This is a genomic window from Ornithinimicrobium carbonis, from assembly GCF_977012275.1.
Genome location: NZ_OZ348993.1, coordinates 2,536,398 through 2,554,401, shown reverse-complemented (window position 1 = coordinate 2,554,401; position 18,004 = coordinate 2,536,398). Strand labels below are relative to the sequence as shown.

Below are 18,004 nucleotides of genomic sequence, written 5' to 3'. Positions count from 1 at the left end.
CGCATCGTCCTGCGGCACAGCGGCCGACGCCCGGCTGAGGCGGCTCGGTCAGTGCAGGGCGTCGTAGGCGGCCCTCAGCTCGGCCTCGTCCGGCCCCTCCAGCCGGGTCGGCCGCGCGAGCCCCTCCAGCACCACGAACCGCAGCGTCGCCCCCCGCGCCTTCTTGTCCCGACCCATCGCGGCGCGCAGCTCGGGCCAGCGGCCGGGGCCGTAGGAGGTGGGCAGCCCGACCGCCGAGAGCACCCGGCGGTGCCGGGCGAGCAGCTCGGCGTCCACCAGCCCCCGCCGGGAGGCCAGCTCGGCCACGTAGACCATCCCCACCGCCACGGCGTCCCCGTGCCGCCAGGTGTAGTCCTCGACCTGTTCGACCGCGTGGGCGAAGGTGTGGCCGTAGTTGAGGATCTCGCGCACCGAGGCCTCGCGCAGGTCGGCGGCGACGACGTCGGCCTTGACCTGCACGGCCCGGACCACCAGCTCGGCCGCGAGCTCGGGGGCGGCCACGGGGTCCAGCGCCGCTCCCGGGTCGGCCTCCACGAGGTCCAGGACGTGCGGGTCGGCGACGAAGCCGCACTTGAGCACCTCGGCCAGGCCGGAGGCGTAGTCCGGCCGGGCCATCGTGGCCAGCCAGGACGGGTCGCACAGCACGGCCGAGGGCTCGTGGAAGGCGCCCACGAGGTTCTTGCCCTCCGCGGTGTTGATCCCGGTCTTGCCACCCACGGCGGCATCGACGATCCCCAGCAGCGAGGTGGGCAGCTGGACCACCTCCACCCCGCGCAGCCAGGTCGCCGCCACGAAGCCGGCCAGGTCCGTGGTCGCGCCTCCGCCCAGCCCGACGACGAGGTCGTCCCTGGTGAACCCCTCGCGCCCGAGCACGCCCCACAGGTCCACGAGCACCCTGGCGTCCTTGGCGGCCTCGGCGTCCGGCACCCGGGCGGCGACGGGGCGGGCGCCGCCGGCGGTCAGCACCTGCAGCACCTCCGCCAGCAGCTCCTCGCGCCCCGGTTGGTGGACGACGAGCACCCGTCGGCCGGGCCGGGCGTGCTCGCCCAGCCGGTCGAGGGCGCCGGCGCCCACGTGCACGGCATACCCCTGCGCGGGGGGACCGACGTGGACGGTGCGCACGCTCATGGTTCCTGCCGCTCCCCCACCCGCTCGACGACCTCCTCGACGACGGCCGCGGGGGTCCGACCTCCGGTCTGCACGTGGTGGTCGGCCAGCCGCTCGTAGACCGGCCGACGGACGTTCATCAGCCGGGTCCACGAGGCGCGGGGGTTGACCAGGAGCAGCGGGCGGGAGGTGTCGAAGCCGACCCGGGAGGCCGCGTCCGCGATGGTGACGTCGAGGAAGACGACGGGGACCGGGCTCTGCTCCAGGGCCTGGGCCACGGCCTCCTGCATGACCGCTCCTCCGCCGAGGGCCAGCACGCAGGAGCGTCCGTCCTGCAGCGCGCGGAGCACCGCGGCCCGCTCCAGGTCGCGGAAGGAGGCCTCGCCGTCCTGGACGAAGATGTCGCTGATCGTGCGCCCGGCGGCGGTCTCGACCTCGACGTCGGTGTCGACGAGCGGCACGCCCCACCGTTCCGCGAGCCCGCGGCCCACCGTGCTCTTGCCGGCTCCGGGAGGGCCGACGAGGACGACGATCGGGCCGCTCACGCCGTCCCCTCCGGGTCGACGGGGGCCGAGTGAGCGGTGGCGGAGTGCGCGGTGGCGGGCGCGGGTCGCAGGTGGGGCGGCACCTGCTCCAGGTAGGCGGCGTGGTTGCGCGCGACCTCGGCCACCGAGTCGCCGCCGAACTTCTCCAGGACCGCGTCGGCCAGGACGAGGGCGACCATGGCCTCGGCCACCACGCCGGCGGCCGGGACCGCGCAGACGTCGGACCGCTGGTGGATGGCCGTGGCGGCCTCGCCGGTCGTGGTGTCGATGGTGCGCAACGACCTGGGCACGGTGGAGATCGGCTTCATCGCCGCACGGACGCGCAGCACCTCGCCGGTGCTCATCCCGCCCTCGGTCCCCCCGCTGCGCAGGGTGGTCCTCGCCACCCTCCCGTCCCCGTCGACGACGATCTCGTCGTGGGCGCGGCTGCCGCGGCGGGCGGCGGTGCGGAACCCCTCCCCCACCTCGACGCCCTTGATGGCCTGCACCCCCATCAGCGCGGCAGCCAGGCGGGCGTCGAGCCGCCGGTCCCAGTGGACGTGCGAACCCAGACCCGGGGGCAGCCCCCAGGCCAGGACCTCGACCACGCCACCGAGGGTGTCGCCGTCCTGGCGGGCGGCGTCGATCTCGGCGACCATCGCGGCCGAGCGTCCCGCGTCGAGGGTGCGCACGGGGTCGGCGTCGAGCGCGTCCACGTCGTCCGGGCGGGGCAGGTCCTCCAGCGCGGGGGCGTCGTCGTCCACCGACGGGGTGCCGGCCCGTCCGATGCTGACGGTGTGCGAGACGAGCCGGACGCCGACGGCCTGCTCCAGGAAGGCCGCGGCGACGGCACCGAGGGCGACCCTGGCCGCCGTCTCCCGGGCGGAGGCGCGCTCGAGCACGGGACGGGCCTCGTCGAAGCCGTACTTGGTCATCCCCACCAGGTCGGCGTGGCCCGGACGGGGCCTGGTGAGGGGGCGGTTGCGGGCCAGCTCCTGGGGCGCACCGACGTCGTCGGCGCGCCGCAGCGCCTCCTCGGGCACCGGTTCGGGGCTCATCACGGCCTGCCACTTGGCCCACTCGCTGTTCTCCACGAGCAGGGCGAGGGGGGAGCCGATGCTCAGCCCGTGCCGCAGCCCGCCCAGGAAACGCAGCTGGTCGGCCTCGAATGACATCCGGGCGCCCCGGCCGTGGCCGAGGCGGCGTCGGGCCAGCGCACCCTCCACGGCGGACCGGTCCACCCGCACCCCGGCGGGCAGACCCTCGAGGACGGCGGTCAGGGCGGGGCCGTGGGACTCCCCGGCGGTCAACCAGCGCAGCATGCGGGCGATTCTCCCACGGGCGGGCGGTGCGACCGTCCGGCGGCCGAGGCCGAGGCCCCGGGCGCCGCCCGGGACCGGCGGGCCCCTGCCGGGGAACCACCGGGCGCACGGCGGGTCAGAACAGACCGGCCGTGGGGCCGGGGACGAGCACGAGGCCGAGCAGCGCCCCGACCATCATCGGGGGCCCGTAGGCGAAGTCGCCCTTCCACCCGACCCGGCGCGTCAGCAGGAGCAGGACGGCCAGCAGCCCGCCGACGAGAAATCCCGCGTAGATGCCCGCGACCACCTCGGGCCAGCCGAACCACCCCAGGCCGGCGCCCAGCACGACGGCGAGCTTGACGTCGCCCAGGCCCAGGGCCAGCGAGCCCCGGGCCAGGGACAGCAGGGCCAGCAGCAGGTAGAAGCCCCCGCTGGCCACCCCGGCCACCATGGAGCGCACCCACGGTTCCAGCCCTCCGCCCACCAGCGCGGCGAGGAGCATGCCGGTGGCCAGGAACGCCATCGTGGGCCACATGATCCGGTCCGGGAGGCGGTGGACGTCCAGGTCCATGGCCGCCAGGCAGACGCAGGCCAGCGTCACGAGCAGCAGCGTGGCGGTGAGCACCACGGCCACCGGCCAGCCGGGCACGGCGTCGTCGTCGACGATCCAGACACGGTGCACCACCAGCGTCGAGGCGCCTGCGAGCGCGAACGGCACCCACCACCGGTTGCCCGGGTAAGGCACGTCCGCCTCGTCGGGCTTGCGGTAGGTGGTCGCCTCCAGCCAGCGGGCGACGGGGATGCCGAGCACCCCGACGACGAGCGCCACGAGGCCGAGGGCCACCTGCTCAGACACCGGTCGGTCCCTCCGACCACCGGGTCGTCGGAGAGGCACCGGCGGCCTCGAGCAGGGCCGTGCGCAACACCTCCACCGGGACATCATGCCCGGTCATCAGCCGCACCTGGCGGGCGGCCTGGTGCGCGAGCATCGCGGTGCCGCGCAGGACGGGCACCAGGCCCTCCGACGCGGACGCGACGGCCCTCGCAAAGCCGCTCGGCCACGGGGCGTAGGCCACGTCCATCACGACCGGGCACCCCCCGCCGAGCACCGCGCGGACCGTGTCCGCGGCGGGGTCGACGGTGGCCGGGAGGGTGTTCACGACGACGTCCGGGGCGCCGCCGCCGCGGTCCGTCCCCGGGAACGTGGCGACGGTGGTCCGGGCGCTCAGCCGCCCGAGGAGCTCCTCGGTGCCCGGACGGGCGCGGTCGCGCACCAGCAGCCGCACCTGCTCCACGCCGAGGCGGTCGAGCGCCACCAGCACCGAGCGGGCGGTCGCCCCGCCGCCCAGCACGACGGCCCGTCGGGGCCGGAGCAGGCCGGCCTCGGCCAGCGCGGCCCCCACGCCGTGGACGTCGGTGTTGAAGGCCGTCCACCCGCCGTCCGAGGGGACGAGGGTGTTGGCGCTCCCGGTGAGGACGGCGTCGTCGTCGGCGTGGTCGGCCAGCGCGAGAGCCTCGTCCTTCAGGGGCATCGTCACCGACAGCCCGGCCCACTGCGGACCCAGGCCGGCCACGAACCCGGCCAGCGCGCCCGGCGGGACCTCGGTGGCGGCATACTCCCACCCGGTGAGCGCGAGCCTGCGGTAGGCCGCCCGGTGGAGCACCGGTGAGAGGGAGTGCGCCACCGGGGACCCGACCACCGCGGCCCGCCGAGGACCCGCGGTCAGCACTGGTCCGGGTTGTCCTGGCACCACTGCTGGAAGAGCTGGACGTTCTCCTGGTGCCCCGCCCAGTCGGTGGCGAAACGGGTCTCCCCCGTCGAGGGGTCCACCGTGACGAAGTAGAGCCAGTCACCCGGCTCCGGTTCCAGCACCGCGCGGATCGCCTCCTCGCCCGGGCTGTTGATGGGACCGGCCGGCAGCCCCGGGTAGGCGTAGGTGTTGTGGGGGTCGTCGTCGGCGCGCTGCTCGTCCGTCGTGCCGGCCAGGCCGCGCTCCTGGAAGATGAAGTGCACCGTGGAGTCCATCTGCAGGTAGCCGTTGGTCTCCGGGTTGGGCTGCAGGCGGTTCTCGACGACCCGCGCCACCTTCGGCAGGTCCTCGGAGAACATGCCCTCGCCCTGGACGATGCTCGCCTTGATGATGACCTCGCGCAGCTCGTCGTCGGCGATCCCGAGGTCGGCGTAGACCTGCCTGCCCTGGTCGACGAGCGTCTGCAGCTGCTCCTCCGGGGTGGTGTCCGGCCCGAACTCGTAGGTGCTCGGGTAGAGGAAGCCCTCCAGCTCGCCCTCGGCGGCGTCGGGCAGGTCGAGGGAGGCGGGGTCGACCGCCTCGTAGTCGGCGACCTCGTGGCCGGTGGCCTCGGCCAGCGCGGCGAAGGTCTCGGCCACCCACAGGCCCTCACGGACGGTCACGCCGTCGATCTCCCGGAAGTTGCCGTCCAGGAGCCGCCCGAGCGCGGCCTGCGAACTCATCTGGCCGGCCATCCGGTAGGTGCCCGGCTGGATCGAGGAGGACCGGGGGTCGGCCTGCAGCGCGGCGGTGAACGCCCCGGCCGACGCCACGACGTCGTTCTCCACCAGCAGCTGGGCGATCTCCCCGCCGCCGGCGCCGGGTGGCACCTCGACCATGACCTCACCGGTCCCGGAGCCCTCGTAGTCCTGCGCGGTGGGCTCCCCGATCGAGACGTCGGGCAGCAGGTCGCGCATCCAGCCGACGGCGAAGACGGAGGCGGTGACGACGAGAGCCCCGGCGAGCAGCAGCGAGATGCCGACCAGGACCGGGTTGCGCCGTCGCCGGCGTCGCCGGCGGAACAGCTGCTCCTCGGGCTCGAGGACGTCGTCGGCCAACGACTCGTCGTGGTCGTGGACGCCACGCAGTCCGAGGACGTCGTCGTCGAACCGGGTCCCGGACGCCGTGCCGTGCACGTCGTGCTCGTCCCAGTCCTCGTGCGGAGGATGGCTCATCCGTGTCCTTTGCTCAGGGGCCGGACCGGGGGGTCCGGGGCTTGCGCGCCTTCAGGGGTTCACCGGGGGGACGGCCGGCGCGTCTGGCGTCCAGCGCCGACTGGAGGATGAGGACGGCGGCCGCCTGGTCCACGACTCCGCGGTGCTCGCGTCCCCGGACCCCGCTGCGGCGCAGGTTCCGGTGGGCGTCCACCGTGGTCAGACGTTCGTCGACCAGACGCACCGGCACCTCCAGACGCCGCTGCAGCGCAACAGCGTAGTCGCGGGCACGGCGTGCGGCCAAGCCCTCCTCCCCGGAGAGGGAACGGGGCAGGCCCACGACCACCCCGACGGCTCCCCGTCCGGCGACCTCCTCGGCGATGGCACCGAGGTCGGTCAGGCCCTCGGGGTCCCGGGGCAGGGTCGCCACCGGGTGGGCCAGCAGGCCGACGGCGTCGCTGGCCGCCAGGCCGACCCGGACCTCCCCGACGTCGACGCCGAGCAGCACCCCCGGGTCGGTCGTCACGGCCTCAGCTCGTCCTCGATGCGACGCAGCGCGTCGGCGGTCCGCGACGGGTCCTGGCCACCCCCCTGGGCCAGGTCGTCCTTGCCCCCGCCGCCGCCGCCGAGGGTCTGGGCGGCGACCTTCACGAGGGCGCCGGCCCGGATCCCCCGGCCGCGGGCGGCCTCGTTGGTCCCGACCACCACGTGGGGGCGTCCGCCGGAGGTGCCGGTGAGGGCGACGACCACGGGCCGGTCGGTACCGAGACGGCCCCGCAGGTCGGTCACCGCGCGGCGCAGGTCGTCCCCGGTCGACCCCTCGCCGAGGTCGTGACCCAGGAAGGTCACGCCGTCCACGTCGCGGGCACGGTCGGTGAGCGAGGCCGCCGCCGCCAGGGCCTGCTGGGCCTTGGCCGCGGCGATCTGACGCTCGGCCTCCTTCAGCCTCGCCATCAGCTGGCCGATGCGGTCCGGCAGCTCGTCGGGACGAACCTTCAGGGAGTCCGTGAGCTGGTTGACGATGACGTTCTCCCGCGCCAGGTGCTGGTAGGCGTCCGCACCGACCAGGGCCTCGACGCGGCGGACCCCCGACCCGATGGAGGCCTCGCCCATGATCTTCACGAGGGACAGCTGGGCGGAGTTGAGCACGTGGGTCCCGCCGCACAGCTCCAGCGACCACGGGCCGCCGACCGAGACGACGCGCACCACGTCGGGGTAGCGCTCCCCGAAGAGCGCCATCGCGCCCATCTCCCGCGCCTGGGCGAGCGGCATCTCGGCCGCGCTGACCGAGAGGTCGTCCATGAGCCGCTCGTTGATCCGGGCCTCGACCGCGGCCAGCTCCTCGCCGCCGAGCCCGCGGGTGGAACGGAAGTCGAAACGCAGCCGCCCCGGGGCGTTCTCGGACCCCGCCTGGGTCGCCGAGTCCCCGAGGGCCTCCCGCAGCACCTTGTGCACGATGTGCGTGGCGGTGTGCGCGCGGGACACCGAGGCCCGGCGGACCGAGTCGATCTCGGCGGTGGCGCGCTCGCCGACAGCGACCTCGCCCTCGAGGAGACGCCCACGGTGCACGACCAGACCGGGTGTCGGCCGCTGCACGTCGGTCACCTGGACCACCGCGCCGCCGGCCAACCGGAGGACGCCGTGGTCGGCCAGCTGCCCACCGGCCTCGGCGTAGAAGGGCGTGCTGCCCAGGACGACCTCGACCTCGGTGCCACCGGTCTCCGCGTCCTGCCCGACGGCGCTGAGCCGGTCCACCTCCTGGCCGGAGCTGAACAGTCCCACGACCGGGGCCTCGCCGCTCGTCTGCTCGTACCCGGTGAACTCCACCGGACGACCCAGCCGGTCGGCGACCTGCCGGTAGGAGGTGACCTCGCCGTGCCCGGCCTTCTTGGACCGGGCGTCGGCCTTGGCCCGCTGCCGCTGCTCGGTCATCAGCGTGCGGAAGCCCTCCTCGTCGACCGACAGGCCCTGCTCGGCCGCCATCTCCAGGGTGAGGTCGATGGGGAAGCCGTAGGTGTCGTGCAGCTGGAAGGCCTGCCCGCCGGCGAGCCGGGTGACCCCCGACTCCTTGGCCCGGGCGACGGCGGTGTCCAGGATCGTGGTGCCGCTGGCCAGCGTGCGCCGGAAGGCCTCCTCCTCGGCGTAGGCCACCTCGCTGATCCGGGCCCAGTCCCGCTCCAGCTCGGGGTAGGACTGCTTCATCACGTCCTTGCTCACCGGCAGGAGCTCTGGCAGGGCGGGGTCGTGGACGCCCAGGAGGCGCATCGAGCGCACGGCGCGGCGCAGGAGCCGGCGCAGGACGTAGCCGCGGCCCTCGTTGCCGGGGGTGACCCCGTCGCCCATGAGCATCAGCCCGGACCGGACGTGGTCGGCGACCACCCGGAAGCGGACGTCGTCGTCGTGGTCCTTGCCGTAGGCGCGACCGGACAGGTCCTCGGCGCGCTCGATGACGGGGTAGACCTCGTCGATCTCGTAGAGGTTGTCCACGCCCTGGAGCAGGTAGGCCACCCGCTCCAGCCCCATCCCGGTGTCGATGTTCTTCGTCGGCAGCTCCCCGGCGATGTCCACGTCGGTCTTGGAGCGGACCGCGGACAGCTCGTCCTGCATGAAGACGAGGTTCCAGATCTCCAGGTAGCGGTCCTCGTCCACGACGGGCCCGCCGTCGGGCCCGTGCTCGGGACCGCGGTCGATGTAGATCTCGCTGCAGGGTCCGCCCGGTCCGGGCACCCCCATGGACCAGTAGTTGTCGGCCGGCCCGCGCCGCTGGATGCGCTCCTGGGGCAGCCCGGCGATCCGGTGCCACAGGTCGGCGGCCTCGTCGTCGCCCTCGAGGACGGTCACCCACACGGACCCGGGGTCGAAGCCGAGGAACCCGTCGTCCTGCGACCCGGTGACGAACTCCCAGGCGTAGGCGATGGCCCGGTCCTTGAAGTAGTCGCCGAAGGAGAAGTTGCCGTTCATCTGGAAGAAGGTGCCGTGCCGGGTGGTCCGCCCGACCTCCTCGATGTCGAGGGTCCGCACGCACTTCTGCACCGAGGTGGCCCGCGGCCACGGCGCGCTCTCCTGGCCCAGGAAGTAGGGCTTGAAGGGCACCATGCCGGCGTTGACGAACAGCAGGTTGGGGTCGTCGTAGACCAGCGGGGCGCTGGGGACGACGGCGTGGTCCTTGCTCTCGAAGAACCTCAACCAGCGACGGCGGATCTCGGCGGTTTCCATGGTCTCCTCACCAGGGGGCAGACGGACCTTGCCACAATAGCCGCCGTCACCGGCCCCGGACGATCCGCCGCAGCTCGGCCCACCGGGCCGCGAGCCGCTCCTCCCACCCGCGCGTGGTGGGACGGTAGTAGTCGACGTCGGCCTCGAGCAGGTCGTCCGGGAGATACTGCTGGGGCCCGACCCCGGCCGGCTCGTCGTGGCTGTAGCGGTAACCCTCCCCGTGCCCGAGGCGGGCGGCCCCGGCATACCCGCTCCCCCGCAGGTGCGGCGGCACCGCCCCGCCACGACCGGCCCGGACGTCGGCCACGGCCGCGTTGATCGCGGCGTAGGCCGCGTTGGACTTGGGCGCCAGCGCGTTGTGCACCACCGCCTGGGCCAGCACGATCCTGGCCTCCGGCATCCCGATCTGGGCGACCGCGTGCATCGCGGCGACGGCGGTCTGCAGCGCCGTCGGGTCGGCCATGCCCACGTCCTCGCTCGCGGCGAGAACGATCCGGCGCGCGATGAACCGGGGGTCCTCCCCCGCCTCCAGCTGCCGGGCCAGGTAGTGCAGCGCCGCGTCGACGTCGCTGCCGCGCATCGACTTGATGAACGCGCTGGCCACGTCGTAGTGCTGGTCCCCCGCCCGGTCGTAGCGCACCGCCGCGGTGGCCACCGCCTGCTCGACCGTCGCCAGCGCGATGAGGGCCGGCTGGTCCTCGCGACCGGCCGGACGCTCGTCGGCCGCCACGCCGGCGGCGGCCTCGAGGGTGGTGAGCGCCCGCCGCGCGTCCCCGCCGGCCATCCGCACCACGTGGTCGAGGGCGTCGTCGTCGAGGGTGAACTCCCCCGCCAGACCCCGCTCGTCGGTGAGCGCGCGCCGGACCACCCCCGCGACCTGCTCGTCGGTCAGCGACCCGAGCCGCACCATGACCGAGCGCGAGAGCAGGGGCGCGATGATCGAGAAGGAGGGGTTCTCCGTCGTCGCCGCCACGAGGATCACCACCCGGTTCTCCACGCCCGGCAGGAGCGCGTCCTGCTGGGCCTTGGTGAACCGGTGGATCTCGTCGAGGAAGAGCACGGTGGCCCGCCCGTGCAGCGACCGCTGGCGCACGGCCTCCTCCATCGCCGCCCGCACGTCCTTCACCCCGGCCGTGACCGCGGAGAGCTCGACGAACCGACGGTCGCCCGCTGCGGCCACGAGGTGGGCCAGCGTGGTCTTCCCGGTGCCCGGCGGTCCCCACAGGATCGCCGACAGGGGCCCGGCCACCCCGGCGTGGCCCTCGATGAGCCGACGCATCGGGGACCCGGGTCGCAGGACGTCCTCCTGGCCGGCGACCTCGTCGAGCGTGCGCGGCCGCATCCGGACCGCCAGCGGTGGCCGCAGGTCCCCCTCGGCCGCGGTCCCGTCGGCGCCCGTGGATACGCTGAACAGGTCTGATCCACCACTCGACACCCTGGTGAGGCTACCCGTGGCCGGCTCGCACCGCCCTCCCCGCCGTCCTGCGCTGGCCGTGCTCGGCCGGTCGACGGTCCGCCACCGATGGTGGTACCTGCTCACCTGGTCGGTGCTGGTGGTCGCCGCCTTCGTCACCGCCCTGGGCCTCGGGCCGGGCCCCGGCCTCTTCGACCGCCTGACCTCCGGGGCGATCGAGGCCCCGGGTGCGGCCCAGGTCGTCCAGGAGATCACCGCCGCCGACGAGGAGGGACCGGCGCTCCTCGGGTCGGTGACCGGTGCCGACCTGCAGGACCCCGCCCTCGTGGCCGCGGTGGCGGGGTTCGCGGAGCGGGCCGCGGACGTCGACGGGGTGGCGGGGGTCGTCGCCCCCGTCCTGCACCCGGAGTGGCCCACCGCTCCCGAGGCGCTCGTCGCGGTCCGGGACCAGGACCCCTCCGGCGGTGCCTTCCTGCTGACCGTCGAGCTGGAGCCCGAGGTGACCTTCCCGCAGGCCCGGGACGTGCTGGTCGGCCTGGAGGCGGCATACGAGGAGCTCCTGGCGGACCACACGGGCGCGGTGGACTGGGGCGGCGTCCCCCTGCTCGTCGACGACATCACCGACCAGATCCAGGTCGACCTGCAACGGGGCGAGGGCATCGCCCTGCCGATCTCCCTCGTCGTCATGGTCGTGGTCTTCGGTGGCGTCCTGGCCGCCCTCATGCCGGTCCTCGGCGCGGTCGCGAGCATCGGGGGCGGCCTGGCGATCCTGCTCGGCTTCTCCTACCTGATCGACCTCGACGCCACCGTCGTCAACATCGTCACGGTCATGGGGCTGGCCCTGTGCATCGACTACGGCCTCCTCCTGGTCTCCCGGTTCCGGGAGCAGGTGGAGGCGGTCGCCCCGGGGGTACCCCACCGGGAGCTGTCCCAGGACCAGATCGAGGCGGCCGTCGTCGGAGCCCTGACGACGGCCGGCCGCACGGTGCTCTTCTCCGGCCTGATCGTGGGGATCGCCCTGTCCGGGCTGGTCCTCTTCGAGGCACCGATCATGCGGGCGATCGGGGCCGCCGGGGTCGCCGTCGTGGTGGTCGCGCTGCTCGTCGCGCTCACCCTGGTCCCCGCGCTGGCCGCCACGTGGGCGCGCCGCCTCGGGCACCGCCGGGGAGCCGGCGCGACCGCGGACGAGGGGATCTTCAGCCGGCTGGCCACCGCGGTCCAGCGACGCCCGGTGATCACCGTCGTGGCCAGCACCGCCGTGCTGCTCGCGCTCGCCTGGCCCGCGCTCGGCCTGCGGCTGACCTCTTCCGGGACCGACCTGCTGCCGCCCGGGGCCGACCAGCGCGTCTTCTTCGAGCAGCTGGACGAGGACTACCCCCTGGTGGCCGCCCCCGACGTCGTGGCCCTCGTCCAGGCACCGCGGGAAGAGACCCTCACCTGGGCCGAGGAGGTCTCGAGCCTGCCCGGGGTCAGGGACGTCGACCCGCCGCAGGACCTGGGGGCGTGGCCGGCCGACGTCCCGCTCGCGGACGGCGCCGACCCGGACGACCCGCTGTGGCGCGTCGGGGTGCGGGTGGAGGACGGGCCCCTGGGGGACCCGGCCCGCGAGGTCGTGACCGCGCTCAGGTCCAGCACCGGCCCGGACGGTGGCGCGGTGTGGGTGGGTGGGCAGGCCGCCTCCCTCGCCGACTTCGTGGACTCCGTCTGGGACCGGGCCGCCTGGGCCGCGGCCTGGATCGGCGGCGCCACCCTCGTCCTGCTCTTCCTCCTCAGCGGCTCGGTCGTCATCCCGCTCAAGGCCCTGGTGCTCAACGTCGTCTCGCTGGGGGCGAGCCTGGGCCTGACGGTCCTGGTCTTCCAGCACGGCTACCTCGAGGGTCTTCTGGGGTTCGAGTCGGTGGGTGCCCTGGAGTCGGTCATCCCGCTGCTCGTGCTCGCGTTCGGCTTCGGGCTGTCGATGGACTACGAGGTGTTCCTGCTCTCGCGGATCATCGAGCTGCACGAGCAGGGCCACGACGACGACACCGCGGTCCGCCTCGGCGTCCAGCGCTCCGGGCGGATCATCACCTCGGCCGCGGTCATCATGGTCGTCGTCTTCTCCGGGTTCGCGGCGGGCCACATGCTGGCCATCAAACAGACCGGGTTCGCCCTGGCCGCCGCCGTCCTCGTGGACGCCACGGTCGTGCGGATGCTCGTCGTCCCGGCCACGATGACGCTGCTGGGCCGGTGGAACTGGTGGGCCCCGGACTGGCTGCGCCGGGTGCACGCGCGGGTGGGGGTCTCCGAGCACGCTCCCGCGGCGGGGGTATGACGTGCGCCGGGTCCGCACGCACGCGGAGCTGGTGGCGCTCTCCGGGGGTGACCCCTGGGTCCGCTGGGCGCTGGACCCGGCGCTGCCGGGAGAGGCGTGGGTGCACGGACCGGTGATGCTCGTCGAACGGCTCGGGGAGCGGCGAGGGTTCTGGGTGGCCCCGCTGGGAGGCCCGGCCGAGGTCGGCCCCGAGGACGTCCGCGCCGCCCTGGGGGCGCTGCGGGACGGCGGACACCTGCACCGTCTGCGCAGCCGGTCCGTCTCCGTGGTCCGCTCCCACGCCGCCGTCGCCCACGAGGTCCTGGACCTGGGCGACGGCGGCGACTGGGACTGGATGTGGTCCGCGACCCCTCCCCCCGCCGACGCCCGGGAGGCCGAGCTCGAGGAGCTGGACGACGGGCAGGACGCGGCCGAGCTGTCGGCGTTCACCCGCCGGCACAATCCCCGCGTCTGGACCGAGATCGGCACCGGTCGGGTGGTCCGCTGGGTGGGGAGGCGGGACGACGCCGGGCACCTGACCGCGGTGGGCGGGGCCGAGCGGGAGGCGGGCGGCGTGCCCCACCTGGCCGGCATCGTCACCGCCACCGGCCTGCGAGGGCACGGCTGGGGCGGCGTGGTCACGGCCGCCCTGACCCGGTGGGCCCTGGGCGAGCACGGGGTCTGCACGCTGGGCGTCTTCGCGGACAACACGGCTGCTCTGCGGGTCTACCGGCGCCTGGGCTACCGCACCGCCCGCGCCTGGCACAGCCGCCGCTCCTGCAGGGGTGACGTCCGTCCTGCGGATCCGGGACCTTTGGCCCTACTACCGACGATAGGAGATGCGTCAGGGTGGAGCCATGCCCCTCCCGGGCACGCCGCCGGCCCGTCCGGCGGGACACCACGATCCGGGTCCCCTGCCCGGAGGAGGTTCCTTCCCCATGGCACAACGTCTTCGTCTCGTCGGGATCATGCTCATGGTCTTCGGTCTGGTCTTCCTGATCGGCTCCGGCGTCGCCTTCAAGATGTACCAGGACGGCAGGCATTCCCTGCAGAGCTTCAGCGAGGTCCAGGGCGTCGAGCTCTCGTACAACGAGGACGGCCAGCTCGTCGACCGCGGCACCACCGAGGAGGCCGACGCGATCATGGCCATGCTCGAGGACGAGTGGGGCTACCCCGTCTCGGGCCGCGAGATGAACGCAGACGACCCGCTGGTCAACAGCGCGAGCGAGTACATGTTCCAGATGGCCACCGTCGTGCACCACGTCATCAACGGCACCACCGAGGTCACCCTGACCGAGGAGCAGCTGGTCGACGCCGAGGGCAACGCCCTCACCGAGCTGCAGGTCGGCGACGAGACCGTGCCGGTGCCCGACCCCGTCCCGGCCGAGGGCATGACCGTCGAGTACCCCAACGGCGGCAAGTACTGGAACGACTTCGACCGCACCAACCCGGCCGACGCCGCCGCCCGCGGCGAGATCTGGACCGGCACCGTCCACGGACTCGTCGGTGAGCTCGGCGTGGGCACCGTGACCGCCTCGGCGCTCAAGCTGGCCCTGGGCATGACCGCCCTCGTCGCCGGGCTGGGCGTCATCAACATCCTCACCGGAGCGGGCCTGTTCTGGGCCGCCGGCGCCCGCCGCAGCGACGGTGACGGCCCGGTCGCCGACAGCGACGAGGACCGTCGGGTCCTGGTCGACCAGACCGCCTGACCCGCGCCGCACAGGCCCCGCCCCCGGATCTCTCGGGGCGGGGCCTGAGCCGTCCCCGCCCCGGGTGCTCGGCGCGGCGTCTCAGGGAGCGAGCGAGGGCACGGGGCGTCCGAGCGCGCGCAGGACCCGGCGGGCGGCGTGCAGCCCGGACATGCCGTGCACGCCCGGGCCCGGAGGGGTGGAGGCCGAGCAGAGCCACACGCCGGGCGCGACGGCGTACGGGTCCATCCGTGCGGTGGGCCGGGAGATCATGTGCCACAACGAGATCGCCCCTCCGGAGATGTCACCGTCGGGGTAGGCGGCGTTGTGCTCGGCCATCCGGGAGGCGGGCGTGACCACGCAGTCCACGACGAGGTCGCGGAACCCGGGGGCGAACCGTTCCAGCTGGGCGTCGGCCTGGGCACGCACGTCCCGGGAGGAGCCCCGGGGGACGTGCGCGTAGGCCCACACCGGTCGCAGACCGGTGCGGCCCAGTCGTCCCGGGTCGAGCGGAACCGGGTCGCTCAGCAGCATCATGGGACGCTCGGCGTGCCGGCCCGCCGCCACCTCGGCCTCCGCGCGGCGCATGTCCCCCACGTCGCCGCACACGTGCACGGTGCCGGCCAGCGCGACCTCCGGCCGGCTCCAGGGCACCGGTCCGGACAGCACGTAGTCGAGCTTGCACACGCCGGCTCCCACGGGCAGGGACCGCAGGCGCGAGCGGTACGGCTCGGCCAGCAGGTCCGCGGCGACCCGGGCGTGGGTGTCCAGCAGGGTCGCCCGGGCGGAGGGCAGGTCCTGGCCGCTGCGGACCGGGTGGTCGGGGACGACCTCGCCCCCGTGGGCGCGCAGATCGGCCAGAAGCGCGTCGGTGATGCGGCCGATGCCCCCGCGCACCAGCGGCCACCCGGTGGGGCCGTGAGCCAGAGCGCCGAGGTATGCCGCCGTGCCCGCCGCCGCCGGAGAGGGGATGCGGGTGATCGTGTGCGCGGCCACGCCGGTGATCAGCGCCCGGGCCTCCTCGGTGCGCCACCACCGTTCGCCGCCGGGTCCCGAGAGCACCGCCAGGGCCTGGAGGAAGGCGGCCGCGCCGGCTGGCGTGCCGGCACCGGACCACGGCACGGAGCGCTTGTCCGACAGGGCGATCGAGGCCACCTCCTGGCGGTGCCGGACCAGGGGGCCGACGAGCCGCCGCCACGCGCCGGCGTCCACCCCGAGGTCCTCGGCGGTCCGGTCCAGGTCCCGCCAGGCGATGCCCGCCCGGCCACCGTCCAGGGGCTGGGCGTAGGAGACCTCCGGCACCAGGAGCTCGACCCCACGCGCCGCCAGGTCGAACTCCTCGAAGAACGCGGAGCCGGACACGGCCGCGGGGACGGCCGCGCAGACGTCCTGCACCAGCCCCTCCCCCGCCGGGACGCGCGGACCCTCCAGCGGCAGCGTCCGGACTCCGCCGCCGGGGGTGGGCTGTCCCTCCAGCACGGTGACCCGCAGCCCCGCGCGCGCCAGCGTGACGGCGGCGGCCAGCCCGTTGGGGCCCGAGCCCACGACGACGGCGTCCACGGGTCGGGGAGTCATGACCCCACGCTAACGGGAGGGCCGGCACCCCGCCGGTCGACTCAGCTCCGGGTCGGTGACACCTCGGGCGCCCCCTGCGGGGCCGGCGCCGGCTGCTCGGGCACGGCGTCGATCCCGGCCTCCTTGCGCTGCTCGGGGGTGATCGGGGCGGGCGCCTCGGTCAGCGGGTCGAAGCCGCCCCCGGTCTTGGGGAAGGCGATGACGTCCCGGATGGAGTCCGTGCCCGCGAGCAGGGCCACGATCCGGTCCCAGCCGAAGGCGATGCCGCCGTGCGGCGGCGCGCCGTACTTGAACGCCTCGAGCAGGAAGCCGAACTTCTCCTGGGCCTGCTCCGCCGACAGGCCCATGATGGCGAAGACACGCTCCTGGACGTCGCGGCGGTGGATACGGATGGAGCCGCCGCCGATCTCGTTGCCGTTGCAGACCAGGTCGTAGGCGTAGGCCAGGGCCGAACCGGGGTCCTCCTCCAGGGAGTCGAGGAACTCCGCCTTCGGCGAGGTGAACGCGTGGTGGACGGCGGTCCAGGCGCCGGAGCCCACGGCGACGTCCCCGGCCTCGACCGCGTCGCCGGCCGGCTCGAAGAGGGGCGCGTCGACGACCCAGAGGAAGCTCCACGCCGACTCGTCGATCAGTCCCGCGCGCCGACCGATCTCGAGCCGGGCGGCGCCCAGGAGGGCCCGCGAGGGCTTGGTCGGGCCGGCCGCGAAGAAGACGGCGTCACCCGGGGAGGCCCCCACGTGGTCGGCGAGGCCGGCCCGCTCGGCGTCGGAGATGTTCTTGGCCACCGGGCCGCCCAGGGTCCCGTCCTCGCCGACGGTGACGTAGGCCAGCCCCTTGGCCCCCCGCTGCTTGGCCCACTCCTGCCAGGCGTCGAACTGCCGGCGCGGCTGCGACCCGCCCCCGGGCATGACGACGGCGCCCACGTGCTCGGCCTGGAACACCCGGAACGGGGTCCCGGAGAAGTACTCGGTGCAGTCGGTCAGCTCCAGGTCGAGGCGCAGGTCGGGCTTGTCGGTCCCGTAGCGGGCCATCGCCTCGGCGTAGGTCATCCGCGGGAAGGGGGTGTCCAGCTCGATCCCCTGCACCCCCCAGACGGCCCGGGCCAGGGCCTCACCGAGCTCGATGACGTCGTCCTGGTCCACGAAGCTCATCTCGACGTCGAGCTGGGTGAACTCCGGCTGCCGGTCGGCGCGGAAGTCCTCGTCGCGGTAGCAGCGGGCGATCTGGTAGTACCGCTCCATCCCGGAGACCATGAGGAGCTGCTTGAACAGCTGGGGGCTCTGGGGCAGGGCGTACCAGCTCCCGGGCTGCAGGCGCGCCGGGACGAGGAAGTCGCGAGCGCCCTCCGGGGTGGAGCGGGTCAGCGTGGGCGTCTCGATCTCGACGAAGTCGCGCTCGGCCAGCACGGTGCGGGCGGCGGCGTTGACCCGCGAGCGCAGCCGCAGGTTGGCGCCCGCCGAGCTGGCCCCGGGACGACGCAGGTCCAGGTAGCGGTGCCGCAGCCGGGCCTCCTCCCCCACGCTCACCCGCTCGTCGATCTGGAAGGGCAGCGGAGCCGACTCGCTGAGCACCTCGATGCCGGTGGCGACCACGTCGACCGCGCCGGTGGGCAGGTCGGGGTTGACGTCCTTGTCCGCGCGGGCGGTCACCTCGCCGGTCACCGTGATGCAGTACTCGCTGCGCAGGTCGTGGACCATGTTCCCGCCGGTGAGCACCTCGTCGCGCGCCACGACCTGCACGACGCCGCTGGCGTCCCTCAGGTCGACGAAGGCCACGCCTCCGTGGTCGCGACGACGGGCCACCCACCCGGCGAGGGTGACCGTGGTCCCGACGTGCTCGGCGCGCAGCGTGCCGGCCTCGTGGGTGCGAAGCATGTTCGTCTCCTCTCGGGTCGTGTCCCGGAGGGGCGGGGTGCCCGTCCGGAAGGCAGCCCGCAAAGGTGTGG

The 18,004-nt window shown here is 74.5% G+C and carries 13 protein-coding genes and 1 pseudogene; 3 read left to right on the top strand and 11 right to left on the bottom strand.

What is annotated here, in order from left to right; genetic code table 11:
* Positions 1-48: 48 nt before the first annotated feature.
* The 9 genes from aroB to ACWHYA_RS11690 form a co-directional block, all read right to left on the bottom strand.
* Positions 49-1,128, bottom strand: coding sequence for a 3-dehydroquinate synthase (gene aroB / locus ACWHYA_RS11730; RefSeq protein ID WP_425943679.1), 1,080 nt, complete (start codon positions 1,126-1,128; stop codon positions 49-51).
* Positions 1,125-1,652 carry a shikimate kinase gene (locus tag ACWHYA_RS11725; RefSeq protein ID WP_425943681.1) on the bottom strand — a complete coding sequence of 176 codons (528 nt, stop codon included), beginning with the start codon at positions 1,650-1,652 and terminating at the stop codon, positions 1,125-1,127. Before ACWHYA_RS11725 ends, aroB begins: the two co-directional genes overlap by 4 nt.
* Entirely contained in the window at positions 1,649-2,953 is a 1,305-nt protein-coding gene (gene aroC / locus ACWHYA_RS11720; protein ID WP_425943683.1) for a chorismate synthase, read from the bottom strand. The genes ACWHYA_RS11725 and aroC overlap by 4 nt, the downstream gene beginning before the upstream one ends.
* A 115-nt stretch (positions 2,954-3,068) precedes the next feature.
* Complete coding sequence (locus ACWHYA_RS11715; protein WP_425943685.1) at positions 3,069-3,788, bottom strand: prepilin peptidase; 720 nt, start codon at positions 3,786-3,788, stop codon at positions 3,069-3,071.
* Entirely contained in the window at positions 3,781-4,662 is an 882-nt protein-coding gene (locus ACWHYA_RS11710) for a shikimate dehydrogenase (protein ID WP_448095597.1), read from the bottom strand. Before ACWHYA_RS11710 ends, ACWHYA_RS11715 begins: the two co-directional genes overlap by 8 nt.
* The gene (gene mltG, locus ACWHYA_RS11705; RefSeq protein WP_425943689.1) at positions 4,656-5,897 is read right to left on the bottom strand and encodes an endolytic transglycosylase MltG; all 1,242 of its coding nucleotides are present in this window, start codon (positions 5,895-5,897) and stop codon (positions 4,656-4,658) included. The genes ACWHYA_RS11710 and mltG overlap by 7 nt, the downstream gene beginning before the upstream one ends.
* Positions 5,898-5,910: 13 nt before the next feature.
* Positions 5,911-6,402, bottom strand: a complete 492-nt coding sequence (gene ruvX / locus ACWHYA_RS11700) for a Holliday junction resolvase RuvX (protein ID WP_425943691.1) — start codon at positions 6,400-6,402, stop codon at positions 5,911-5,913.
* A complete protein-coding gene (alaS, locus tag ACWHYA_RS11695; protein WP_425943693.1) occupies positions 6,399-9,092 on the bottom strand; it encodes an alanine--tRNA ligase in 2,694 nt (897 codons plus the stop codon). The genes ruvX and alaS overlap by 4 nt, the downstream gene beginning before the upstream one ends.
* 46 nt (positions 9,093-9,138) lie before the next feature.
* Complete coding sequence (locus ACWHYA_RS11690; protein WP_425943738.1) at positions 9,139-10,434, bottom strand: replication-associated recombination protein A; 1,296 nt, start codon at positions 10,432-10,434, stop codon at positions 9,139-9,141.
* A gap of 109 nt (positions 10,435-10,543) precedes the next feature.
* On the opposite strand from ACWHYA_RS11690, the gene ACWHYA_RS11685 reads away from it, so the two are divergent.
* The 3 genes and pseudogenes from ACWHYA_RS11685 to ACWHYA_RS11675 all read left to right on the top strand — a co-directional run bounded on the left by ACWHYA_RS11685 (position 10,544) and on the right by ACWHYA_RS11675 (position 14,505).
* Positions 10,544-12,817, top strand: coding sequence for an MMPL family transporter (locus ACWHYA_RS11685; protein WP_425943695.1), 2,274 nt, complete (start codon positions 10,544-10,546; stop codon positions 12,815-12,817).
* A gap of 115 nt (positions 12,818-12,932) precedes the next feature.
* A pseudogene (locus ACWHYA_RS11680) lies at positions 12,933-13,547 on the top strand (GNAT family N-acetyltransferase); the annotation flags it as partial.
* Positions 13,548-13,734: 187 nt separating this feature from the next.
* The gene (locus ACWHYA_RS11675) at positions 13,735-14,505 is read left to right on the top strand and encodes a hypothetical protein (protein ID WP_425943697.1); all 771 of its coding nucleotides are present in this window, start codon (positions 13,735-13,737) and stop codon (positions 14,503-14,505) included.
* An 81-nt stretch (positions 14,506-14,586) separates the two neighbouring features.
* On the opposite strand, the gene ACWHYA_RS11670 is transcribed toward ACWHYA_RS11675, so the two are convergent.
* Both ACWHYA_RS11670 and aspS read right to left on the bottom strand, forming a co-directional pair.
* Positions 14,587-16,059, bottom strand: a complete 1,473-nt coding sequence (locus tag ACWHYA_RS11670; protein ID WP_425943699.1) for a phytoene desaturase family protein — start codon at positions 16,057-16,059, stop codon at positions 14,587-14,589.
* Between the two features lie 41 nt (positions 16,060-16,100).
* Complete coding sequence (aspS, locus tag ACWHYA_RS11665; protein ID WP_425943701.1) at positions 16,101-17,933, bottom strand: aspartate--tRNA ligase; 1,833 nt, start codon at positions 17,931-17,933, stop codon at positions 16,101-16,103.
* Between the last annotated feature and the right edge of the window lie 71 nt (positions 17,934-18,004).

Coding starts and splice junctions, on each gene's coding strand:
- aroB (WP_425943679.1), bottom strand. CDS start 1,128: ATGAGCGTGCGCACCGTCCACGTCGGTCCCCCCGCGCAGGGGTATGCC.
- aroC (WP_425943683.1), bottom strand. CDS start 2,953: ATGCTGCGCTGGTTGACCGCCGGGGAGTCCCACGGCCCCGCCCTGACC.
- mltG (WP_425943689.1), bottom strand. CDS start 5,897: ATGAGCCATCCTCCGCACGAGGACTGGGACGAGCACGACGTGCACGGC.
- alaS (WP_425943693.1), bottom strand. CDS start 9,092: ATGGAAACCGCCGAGATCCGCCGTCGCTGGTTGAGGTTCTTCGAGAGC.
- ACWHYA_RS11690 (WP_425943738.1), bottom strand. CDS start 10,434: ATGCGGCCGCGCACGCTCGACGAGGTCGCCGGCCAGGAGGACGTCCTG.
- ACWHYA_RS11675 (WP_425943697.1), top strand. CDS start 13,735: ATGGCACAACGTCTTCGTCTCGTCGGGATCATGCTCATGGTCTTCGGT.
- ACWHYA_RS11670 (WP_425943699.1), bottom strand. CDS start 16,059: ATGACTCCCCGACCCGTGGACGCCGTCGTCGTGGGCTCGGGCCCCAAC.
- aspS (WP_425943701.1), bottom strand. CDS start 17,933: ATGCTTCGCACCCACGAGGCCGGCACGCTGCGCGCCGAGCACGTCGGG.